Raw genomic sequence first — 10730 nt, 5'->3', positions numbered from 1 at the left:
GCGACGAGTTGCAGCAAAAAATCGCCCTGAAAATTGGAAACCAGCGGAAACAACGCCATGATTGAAATCCCCCCGTGAACGTCCTTACGCCAAACCTTACGCCAAACCTTACGCCAAAAGCCGGGCGCTCCTTGTTTTGCTAGCTTGCCGCCTTTATTGGTGGGCGGTAGGCGTCAAGCCATTCGTATGAATCATTGCCCCTCTCGCCGGGGGCGACGCCCATATAGGCGAGCACGCCCGGCACCGTCATCGGCTGAATCTCCCCGGCCAGGAAACGGTCGACGATCGTCTTGTGTTCCTTGTAGCGCTCCGGCTCCTTCATGAAGAACCAGCGGCACGGCTCCGAGCAGAAGTGATAGAGTCGGCCCTCGTGCGTGTGCATGTAGTCGTGGAGCTTGAAGGCCTTCGTGCCGGGGGGCGCGACGATCGGCAACTGGCAGAGGTTGCAGAGAACAGGGAGTGTTTCGGGGAGAGTTTTTTCTTCACGATTATTCAGCAGGTTATCGATAACAACGTCCCATGCCTTGCCGAAGGTGTCGTTCCAGCCCGGGTATTTCCTCTCCAGCCAATCGCGTTCGGCCGGTGCGACGCCTGCCACGGGATCCCAGGGCAGGGTCGGACGCCAAGACCACAGGCCGAAATGGGTGCCGTGATGGGCGTAGTTGAGCTCGTCCAGGAAGATGTCCCAATACCAGGGCTGGTTGATCCCCATGTCGGCGATCTGGCGCTCGTATTGGACAATGATCCATTCCTCCATGAATTCCTTGAAGGACTTCTCGCGCTTCTCAAGTGGCGTGTAGTAATCCACAGCCGGTCCGGTCAGCGCTTGAAAAATTTTCCAGCCGCGCCAGAAGGCAAGGTCGAGGACGTATTGGGCTTCCTTCTTGCGGCCGTTCTCGGTCAGAATCCGCAAGACTGGTCCGCCGATCTGGGCGTGCCGCGCCTCGTCCGTCTGGATGCTGGTGACGACGTTCGAGAAAGTATAATCGCCCATCTTCGCAGCGTCGGCCGAGAGGCTGATGAACTGCAGGTTCGTATAACCGCTCTCCAGCGTATAACCAGTCATCAGGGTGGAGGTGACGGCGTTCCGACTGATCATCGCATCGTCGATCAAATGCCGTCCGGCTACGCTGATCCAATCGTTCGTGTGATACGCCTTCACTACCCAATCCCACTGGCGATCCCGCTTGATGTGTTCGTGCGAGAAGGCGAATTGGAGCTGGCCGTGGCGAATCTCGTCGAGAATGCCGAAAGTGCCGGTGTTGCGCATGCCGCCGGCGCGGCCGAACCGGGTGCAGCGAGAAAGATATATTGCCGCGGTGAACTCAATCCCGCCGATGACGCTGTAATGGGATTTGAGGATCGAAAGCCAGCCGGGCGCTGCTTTCTCGATGAAATTCGAGCGGCCAAGGGCGGCGCGGACGGAATAGACGCCGACGTCCTTGTCGCGCTGGACCTGCACGTAGTCGCGGTAGGTCGTCTTGTAGGGTTCGTCATAGGTGTCCCAGACCTCCTGGGACATCTGATAAGGATCGCTCATCTCCGGCGGGAAAAGCTCGTCCTGCTGGACGTATTTCGGCGCCCACGTCGTCGTGCGCGCCAGGTCGTACCATTCCTTCTGTTCGAGCTGGGTCATTCATGCACCTCTAACAACGGCATTTTTTCTCACGCGGCATCCCTGTTCTTAGAGTGGCACTCTAACGAAAACAAAACGCCCCTTCCTTGATCTGGATTAAGCTTTTAACGAGGCATCATACGTCTTGATTTAACATGCCCTTCGTATACGGGGCCGCGGTCACGCATCGATTGCGAGATCGAATCGCAGGCACTTCGGGGTGCCGCTATTCGCATCCATCGGACGGCTTATTTAGGAAAATCGAATGATCTTGCTTCACACGCCGGGCAGCGTGTGAAAACTGTCAGCGAGTTTATCGGCGGGGCGGGAGCACGATCCGATCCGCACATCGATACCAGCTTCCTGCAGATGACGGCGCTCCGTATCGGTGATAAATCCACAGATCAACCCTTCCGGCTTCAGGCCCAATATAAGCTGGAGCATGGATTCGCTTGACCGTGAAGGGCTTCTATAAAATTCCTTCGTGCCAGCCAGCAAATCGATCAGAAGAATGCCGCCGCACTTGCCAAAAAAAGGGCATAGCGTGAGTGTGGCGTAGGAGTTTACGACGGTAATCGCGATCCGCGACGGGGCGGATGACGGCAGGGCGGCGGTAGAAGCGATCACGAATCCATCTGGCTGCGCCTTTGCGGCGATTCTAGGACCAAGCGCGAGGGGGTGATCTTAAGCGACTCCTGCGGGTGAGACTTTCAACTCCATCAAACTTTTCGATGGGGAAAAGCCGGGATTTCTGCCTCCGAGCCCTTCCTCGCAAGGTATAAACGGACCCGATTTGGCCGCCTTGTTCCTATGTCCTCGCCGTTAAGCTATCGAGGCGCTATTATTTTAGCTTCCCGCGGGCCGGTGGCTAAAGGCTGCCGGATGGGGGCGGTTGAAGCGGTGACCTTGGCGTAGCTGGATCGCCGGAATGCGTTGCATGAGAAGTGACATGCGGAGTCTTTGATTACGGAGCCTTCGATGGAGCCTTCGAGAAAGTCCGCCATGGCCGCCACGGATTGTGACGCCTGTCGGGTGAGAATAGACGGTCTTTGCCAAGACTACTCACCGGAAGCTCTCCAGGTGATCTCGAGCTATGCGTCGGGGAAACGCGTGTTCGATCGGGGGCAAGACCTCTTCAGCCCCGGCGACGCGTGCAATGCTGTTTTCAATCTTCTGGATGGCTGGGTCAGCTTATACAATCTCCTTGAAGATGGCGGCCGCCAGATTCTCCACTTTGCATTGCCGGGCGCCGTCTTGGGTTTTCATCCAGCCGATGGAGCGGCGGCAACTTACGGGGCGCAGGCCTTAACCGAAGTAAGGGTCTGTATAATTCCCCGTGAGGCCCTCACTCTACTCTCCAAGAAATATCCCGAAATCGGCATGCGGCTTGCCGGGCTCACGTCACGGGATCAGAACCTCGCTTATGCCCGCCTGACTAGTATCGGCCGACGTTCGGCACAAGAACGCGTTGCGCATCTGCTTCTTGAGCTATTCATACGGTATAGGGTGCAATGGCCGGGTCATAACATTGAAGAGATGAACCTCCCATTGACGCAGGAGCACATCGGTGACGCCCTGGGCCTCACCGGCGTTCATGTGAACCGCGTTCTGAATAACCTTAAAAACATGAGCGTCGTCGAATTCCACCATAGAAAACTTCGGATCCTTAACCCGGACAAATTGGTTGAAATCGCCGACCTTGATCCGAAGCTAATTGATTCCTGGACGCATCGAGAACTGCCGTCCGGCATAAACAGGTAAGCGCGGCAACCGCTGGTCGCCTGGAAGTCTTCCGGTTCTTGATGTGGATCGATTCCGCCTGTGACGGTTTCAGCTTTATTAGACTCCATTCCGTGCCATCCGTATAGAAATCCGGACAGGATCGCATGCGGCTCGACATTCTTACGAAGTATGACCAACCGGTCCCGCGATACACGAGCTATCCAACGGCCCTTCATTTCCATGACGGAATCAACGAAGGGGCCTATAGGAATTGGCTCTCCGAACTGTCGCCGGCCGAGCCGCTTTCGCTTTATCTTCACATCCCGTTCTGCGACAGCCTCTGTTGGTTTTGCGGCTGTCATACCAAGATCGCGCAGCGCTATGCGCCGGTCGGCGATTACCTGGAGGCCATGGCGTGCGAATTCAAGCTCGTCACGGAATGCCTCGGCACCAAGCGGCGATTGTGCCGTCTGCATTTCGGGGGCGGGACGCCAACGATCATAGAACCCTCTGGCGTGTATAAGATCGGCCGGCTCTTACAGCAATACTTCTCCTTCGGGGAAGACACCGATTTTGCGCTCGAGATCGACCCGCGCGAAGTGCGGCAAAACATGATTGCAGCTTGGGCGGACATAGGCGCGACGCGTGCAAGCCTGGGGGTCCAGGATGTAAACCTGGATGTCCAAGAAGCGGTGCACCGGATTCAGCCCTTTGAAACCACCGCCCGGGTTGTCGAATGGTTGCGGGCAGCCGGTATTCAAGGAATCAACGTCGACCTGATGTACGGCCTGCCGCGTCAAACGGCAATCCATGTGCTGGCGACCGTGGACAAGGTATTAACCCTGAAGCCAAGCCGGTTGGCATTGTTTGGCTATGCTCACGTGCCCTGGATGAAACCACACCAGCGCCTGATACTAGATTCGGAGCTGCCGGACCCTCAAGCTCGCCTGATCCAGAGTGAAGCCGCTCGGGCGCGGCTGGTTGAAGCGGGCTATGTGCAGATCGGTCTGGATCACTTCGCGCTGCCAAGCGACCCGCTTGCCCGCGCCCTCAGGCGCGGAACGCTGCACCGCAATTTTCAAGGCTACACCACCGATGACGCCAAGATCCTGATCGGTCTTGGCGCGTCCTCGATCGGATCGCTGCCTCAAGGCTATGTTCAAAATACGATTCCGATCCGGCAATATATCCAAGCCGTCCGCGCGGGGCGTTTGCCGGTGGCCCGGGGCGTGCTTTTACGCGATGAAGATTTTCTCCGGCGGGCGATTATCGAGCGTCTCATGTGTGACCTGCGGGTCGATCTGGCAGCAATATCTCGCGGTTTCGGTGTAAAAACGCTGCCTTTTAGTCGAGAACTCGCGGCCCTAGAGCCCCTCGAAACTGACGGACTCGTCGAGATCAGCAACCACACGATTCGCGTGCTCCCGGAGGGCCGACCGCTGTTGCGGACGGTTTGTTCAGTCTTCGATAGTTACCTGCAGACCGGAGCGGACCGACATTCGCGCGCTATCTGACTCGTGTGGCTCCATTGATAAACGATGACACGAGGCCCATGCATACCAATGAACAGGACCTGTGAATCCCCCGTTCTAGCCCGCGCGTTCCCTGTTCGGCTTCGAGCGTTCCCTGTTTTGTCGTTTGGGGAATGGGCAAAGGCGCTCAAAATCAATTCGATTCTTCCCGCAGGGAGCGGCGCAATGTTGCTGTCAACGGATTAAGAATATATTCGAGCATCGTGCTCTCCCCAGTTAGAATCATAACTTCGGACTGCATTCCGGGGTAAAGTTTTACTTCTTTAAAAACATCTTCCTGCGCATCATCCAGACGGATGCGGGCAAGATAATAGAACTCGCCAGACCGTTCGTTCTCCACGCTATCGGCGGAAATTGTTATCAGCTTCCCTTTTATGATCGGGGCATTACGCTGTTTCAATGCGGTCAGGCGAATCTCAGCCGACAAGCCAGGATAGACAATATCGATATCTTCCGGCCTGACGCGAGCCTCAACAATCAACTCATCGTCCGTTGGCACCAAATCCATCAATATCTGGCCCGGCTTGACAACTTGGCCTGGCGAGTGAAATGCCAAATTGACGACGGTCCCCGAATAAGGTGCGGAAACGGATGTGCGATCGTAAATGTCTTGCGCCACATCTATCCGTTCTTCAAGATCAAACAATTGGGTTTCCACATCCCGCAATTCGCTGGCCGCCTCACCGTCATATGCATTCCGCAGTTCAATAATTCGCAATTCAGACTCGATGATATTTTGTTGGGCCTGCGCGATGCTCGAGAGGTTTTCGCCGCGCCGTCCCTCTATCTCGGCCGCCTCGCGTTGTAAGGTCAGCAATTTTGGCTTTCGCGCCAAGCCCCTCTCCACCAATCCCGACAGGTCTTTGATTTCCTCGCCGATCAGCCCCAGCTGCAGATTGTGCGCTTTAATTTGCGCTTCGAGCCCGTTGATTTCGGCTCGGTATTGCTTGACCCGTTGGCCCAGCATGGCAATGCTGTTCAAAAGCGAGCTGCGCCGAGTGGTAAAAATATGGATTTGTCCGTCCATGATTTTCTGTATTTGCGGATCGTTGGCCGCGGACATCAACCACTCGGAAAATTCGATACGGTCACGGCCTTCCCGTTCGGCCCGCAGGCGGTCACGATGAGCGGTAACGGCTCGGTGCTGGATGCGCACCACCTCAAGCGAGGTTATGGCCCGCGTATCGTCCATTTTGGCTAAAAGCTCGCCGGACTGGACATTATCGCCATTTTTTACGGCCACCTTGGCGATAATCCCGCCCTCCAGATGCTGTATCGGCTTGCGGTTGCTAGACGCCGTCACGGTACCCGGGGCAATCGCGGCGCTAAGCAATGGCGCAAAGGCAGCCCAGATCAAGAAGCCGATTACGAAGGCGGCAACCAACAAGATTCCACAAGCGGCCGGAACGGAAGTTCCGGTTTCCGACCGTATCAGTTGTGGGGCGTATTCACTGATCACGGTGGTTGCGCGGCTGCCCGCTTTCGTCACCAATTTCATGCCCGAGATCAGCACGGGCAGTTTTTTGTTCGCCCCCCCGTTGTTTTCTGGGTCTGGGAATTCGCCGTTATGTTTATCGGGGAGTTTCATCCGCCTACTTTTTTCTTTTGGGATTATTCGACGATAGTAAATTCCGTTCGGCGTTGTTCGACGACAGTAAAAAATCGTCCCGGTTGACAAAATTGGATACGCGGCCTGCACGCATCACCAACACCTTGTCCACGGCCCGCAAAATGGTAAGCCGATGCGATATCACCACGACGGTTATTTTTTTCTCTTTCAGTCGGGCGAATGTCGTCGACAGCCCCTGCTCTGCCTGACCATCAAGATTCGAATTCGGCTCATCCAACACGACCAGACTTGGTTCTCTATAGAGCGCGCGCGCCAGCGCAATGGACTGACGCTGCCCCCCTGAAAGCATCACGCCGCCCACCCCGATATCGGTGTCATAGCCATTTGGGAAATGCAGGATCATGTCGTGAATGCCGGCAAGTTTCGCCGCGGCAATAACATGGTCGTCGTCATCGCTTTGAAAACGGGCAATGTTGTCACGCACGGTGCCCTGAAATAGTTCGATATCTTGCGGCAGATAACCAATATATTTTCCGCGTTCGTCTGGGTCCCATTTCGCCAGCTCGACAGCATCCAGCCGCACCGCGCCGCGTTGCGGCAATAAATTGCCGACCAGAACACGCGCCAGCGTACTTTTGCCCGACGCGGACGGTCCGACCACGCCGACGCTTTCCCCCGCTTCCAAGCGAAAGCTGACGCCGAGAAGAACCGGCGTTTGATTGTTAGGGTAGGCATACCCGACCTGTTCAACGGAAAGGGCTCCTTGCGGCTTTGGCAAAGACATGCCCTTCTCCTGAAGCGGCGCCCTGTCCAGCAGCGCTTTAAGTCGCCCGTAACAACTACGCGCGCCAACAAATCCGCGCCAAGTTCCGATCGCTTGCTCTACGGGTCCTAGCGCGCGGCCCATGATAATCGATGCGGCGATCATCCCACCCGGGGTTAACTCCTGAATATTTACCAGATATGCGCCGACCCCAAGGATTGAGACCTGAAGCGTAAGCCGAATAAATCTGGTAAAGGCGGTTAGATATCCAGACATATCACTGGCCCACGATTGCAAAGCCAGAATGCGTTCATTGGCCTGCTGCCAACGCGAAAGAATTGCCGGCATCATGCCCATCGATTGGATGACATCGGCGTTTCGAAACGATGATTCCATCTGTCCGGTTAGTACCGCCGCTTGACTATTGGCGCGCTGCAACGGATCGCGGGTTATATATTCGTTAAAAAAACCGAGCCCGAATAAAGCGAGAGCGCCAATGGTGGCAATCAGCCCCAAGGCCGGGTGTAATAAAAAAATTATGATTAGATAAAGCGGCACCCATGGCGCATCGAAAAAAGCAAAGAAAGACGACCCCCCAACGAAATTTCGCACCGTATTAAGGTCTCGCAACCCTTGCTGCGTAGTGCTGGCGCCCATTCGCGATAACGCTTGGGTAATGGTGCCGAAAATGACCATGGCGCTAATCCGGCGGTCGGCCCACGCGCTTATCCGCACCATCATCAGCGTTCGCACCACTTCCAAGCCAGCCATGATTATCAAGGCCAGGATAACCAGCACGGTCAGCATGAGTAATGTATCGGTGCTACGGCTGGGCAAAACGCGGTCGTAAAGCTGAAGCATGTATAACGGCACCGACAGCATCAGCAGGTTGATGCCCAGGCTGAAGCCGATCAACGGCATGAGCTCTTTTTTGATCAGGGACTTGGTCTGTTCGATGACGGATGAAGGGGCGGGTGCGTTCAAGTAAGGAAACCTCGAAGGGCGGTTAGGTCTTCAGCGCTCGGCCCGAAAAGAGTCGGGCAATTGCAGTCGATTGCGATCCCATGGCCGTGGAAACAATCACCGGAGACACGACACGCGGACTGAAATCATTCGCCCAAAGTATGGGTGCGACGGGCCGCGCTACGCAAGCGACCTGTGCGGTGCGGCCTCTGAAGCGGCCTCTGAAAAGGGGTGTATGTTTCATAAAGCCAGAGTTTCGACGGCCAACCTTGGACCGCTTGGAGTAAGAAAATTCCGGGTGACTTGAACTTTAGGCCAAGCACATCCATGCCAACGCTGTCGCGTTAAAGGGCCGGATGTCAACGCCGGGACGGCGTAAAATTGGCCCACTTGGCGGCCGGCGAGCGCGTTCTCGAAGCCAATGCCGCCTCAAAGAAGGCCGAGAATCACGCCCATGCGGTGGCGCGTCGCTTCATGCGTTGCCCCTTTGGTCATATCCATAAGACCCTCCGGGTCACTCCGGCGATGGCGGCGGGGGTCACGGATCGGCTTTGGGAACTGGCGGACATCGTCAGGATTTTCAATGGAATGGGAGCCGCCTGAATCCGACTCTTCCCTTACCCGGTACCGCCTGCCGTTGACACTTTTTCAAAGCCCAAATAAAAGATAAAATCTAAATAAAATATTAAGCGTCGGAGAGACGGTAGTTCCGTTCCAAAACGGAATGGAGGGACACCGAAACCGAAGGCAAGCCATTAAAATAACGAGGGTCATGAAATGCGCAGTCTAACTTTTACGCTGGATACCCAAACCGGCGACGACGAGATGGCCCCAGTGACGATTACGATCACTGAGCAAGCCGACGGGACGCTCCTATTTGAAGTCAGCAACGAAGACGATTACGACAACCTGATTGCTGACCTTCGGGGCCTGTTCTTCGATGTTTCGGATGACGCCCTCATTGGCACCCTGGACATCGCGGGCGACGATGTCTCAAGCGATGACCTCACACAAGATCCGAATGGAAACATTACAGATCTGGGATTCGGAAACAACACCAGCGGCGTTGGCGCAAGCAACCCAGATCACGATGGTTCATACGAAGTTGGCATAGATATCGGGACAGCCGGCGTCGCCACAGACGATATCCAGACGACCACGTTTGTCCTCTCTTCCAGCCTTCGCGGCTTAACCCTTGATGATATTGCGCTGGAAAGCTTCACGGTCCGCCAAACTTCGGTTGGGGACGCGGACGGGAGCCGCGAGGCCTCGGACAAGCTGTTTGGAACTGCCCCATATCCGGTGAACGCAATTAATGATGCGGTTAGGCTTAACGAGGACGAGACCGCCACGGGCAATGTTTTTGCCAACGACATTGACGAAGATGCTGGCGACGCCAATGGAGATGGAATTCCCGACGGCCTTACGGTAACCGGGATAGACGGCGACGCCGCTCTTGTCGGCCAATCGATAGAGATGGCTGACGGGGTAACCATCGTTATTAACGAAGATGGCTCGTACAGCATCGACGCAACCGACGCGGACTATCTTTCGGTCGGGGAAGTCCTTGAGGCGACGTACGAATACAGCGTCAACGATGGCAACGGGGGAAGCGACACGGCGACCCTCTCCGTCACCGTAAATGGCGTAAACGATGACCCAAATGCGGTCCCCGACACCAACGTCACCGACGAGGCGTCCGCCGTTTCCGGCAATGTGTTGACCAACGATTACGACATCGATCGATTGGATAGCATTTCGGTAAGCGCCGTTAACGGAGATTCGGGGGGCGTCGGAACGCAGATAGTGCTGGCCTCGGGTGCGCTGCTTACTCTCAACGCAGACGGCACCTACGATTATGACCCCAATGGCGCCTTCGATAGCCTCAACACCGGCGAAACGGCTGAAGACAGCTTCACGTATGAGATTTCCGATGGCAATGGCGGAACCGCAAGCACAACCGCTACCATCACGATTAACGGCATCAGCGACGATGACGGGGGTTCCGGTGACGATGGCGAGGATCATTTCGGCACCTTCACCAACAAGAAGGGTGTCGAGCAGGCCATTTCCAACGTCGTCCTTTATCTAGAAGGCGATGACGGAATCATTAAGGTCAAAATCGATTCCTGGAATGGCGGCGAAACGGACCTTGATAATGTGAATTTATCCTCCTTCCTGGAGAAAGAATTCGCCGATTATGAATTGGTGGCCGCATCGATAAAGGCCGGCAACAATCACAATCGCGATTTGGGCCCCGGAGAAGGCCAGTTCTTCCTTATGGATGGCGATGAGGACATCGATTACGTGGAAGGCGGGAGTGTGCCCGACGGGTTTACGATCGAAATTTTGTCGGCACATGCTGACTATACATTCCAGTACAGCGAAGGTCTTTTTGCCTGATCCCCTTTACCGCGATCTGGCATCGAAGTAGCGTTGTGCTATCCTGAACGGCGGCGTCACGTTGACGGGACTGGTCTTTTAAGACAGCCCCTGAAGTGACGCCTCCGGGGGCATGGTGTTTTCAGGCATTGTCAGGTTAAATCGGCTTGAGCGGGAGGCGCG

At 55.7% G+C, this 10730-nt stretch carries 7 protein-coding genes and 1 pseudogene; 4 read left to right on the top strand and 4 right to left on the bottom strand.

The genetic code is table 11. From position 1 onward, the window contains the following. Window positions 1–139: 139 nt before the first annotated feature. Together AB1781_06320 and AB1781_06315 are read right to left on the bottom strand one after the other, a co-directional pair. Complete coding sequence (locus AB1781_06320) at window positions 140–1636, bottom strand: YHS domain-containing protein (GenBank protein MEW5704187.1); 1497 nt, start codon at window positions 1634–1636, stop codon at window positions 140–142. A 255-nt stretch (window positions 1637–1891) separates the two neighbouring features. After that, on the bottom strand, window positions 1892–2242 hold the full coding sequence (locus tag AB1781_06315) for a hypothetical protein (protein ID MEW5704186.1): 351 nt from the start codon (window positions 2240–2242) through the stop codon (window positions 1892–1894). Between the two features lie 375 nt (window positions 2243–2617). Between AB1781_06315 and AB1781_06310 the strand changes: the two genes are divergently transcribed. Together AB1781_06310 and hemN are read left to right on the top strand one after the other, a co-directional pair. Further along, window positions 2618–3376: a Crp/Fnr family transcriptional regulator gene (locus tag AB1781_06310; protein MEW5704185.1), complete on the top strand. Its 759-nt coding sequence runs from the start codon at window positions 2618–2620 to the stop codon at window positions 3374–3376. A 125-nt stretch (window positions 3377–3501) separates the two neighbouring features. Continuing rightward, window positions 3502–4851 carry an oxygen-independent coproporphyrinogen III oxidase gene (hemN, locus tag AB1781_06305; protein MEW5704184.1) on the top strand — a complete coding sequence of 450 codons (1350 nt, stop codon included), beginning with the start codon at window positions 3502–3504 and terminating at the stop codon, window positions 4849–4851. 151 nt (window positions 4852–5002) lie between these two features. Here the strand turns inward: hemN and AB1781_06300 are convergent, their stop codons facing one another. Continuing rightward, the gene (locus tag AB1781_06300) at window positions 5003–6457 is read right to left on the bottom strand and encodes an HlyD family type I secretion periplasmic adaptor subunit (GenBank protein ID MEW5704183.1); all 1455 of its coding nucleotides are present in this window, start codon (window positions 6455–6457) and stop codon (window positions 5003–5005) included. Between the two features lie 4 nt (window positions 6458–6461). After that, entirely contained in the window at window positions 6462–8186 is a 1725-nt protein-coding gene (locus tag AB1781_06295; protein ID MEW5704182.1) for a type I secretion system permease/ATPase, read from the bottom strand. Between the two features lie 399 nt (window positions 8187–8585). Between AB1781_06295 and AB1781_06290 the strand changes: the two are divergent. Together AB1781_06290 and AB1781_06285 are read left to right on the top strand one after the other, a co-directional pair. After that, window positions 8586–8768, top strand: a pseudogene (locus tag AB1781_06290) (IS1 family transposase). Window positions 8769–8942: 174 nt separating this feature from the next. Then, the gene (locus tag AB1781_06285) at window positions 8943–10568 is read left to right on the top strand and encodes an Ig-like domain-containing protein (protein ID MEW5704181.1); all 1626 of its coding nucleotides are present in this window, start codon (window positions 8943–8945) and stop codon (window positions 10566–10568) included. Window positions 10569–10730: the final 162 nt, after the last annotated feature.

Source organism: Pseudomonadota bacterium, from assembly GCA_040752895.1.
Lineage (GTDB): Bacteria > Pseudomonadota > Alphaproteobacteria.
The sequence above is the reverse complement of the archived record's forward strand: the minus strand, read 5'-3'. Positions and strand labels throughout refer to the sequence as shown.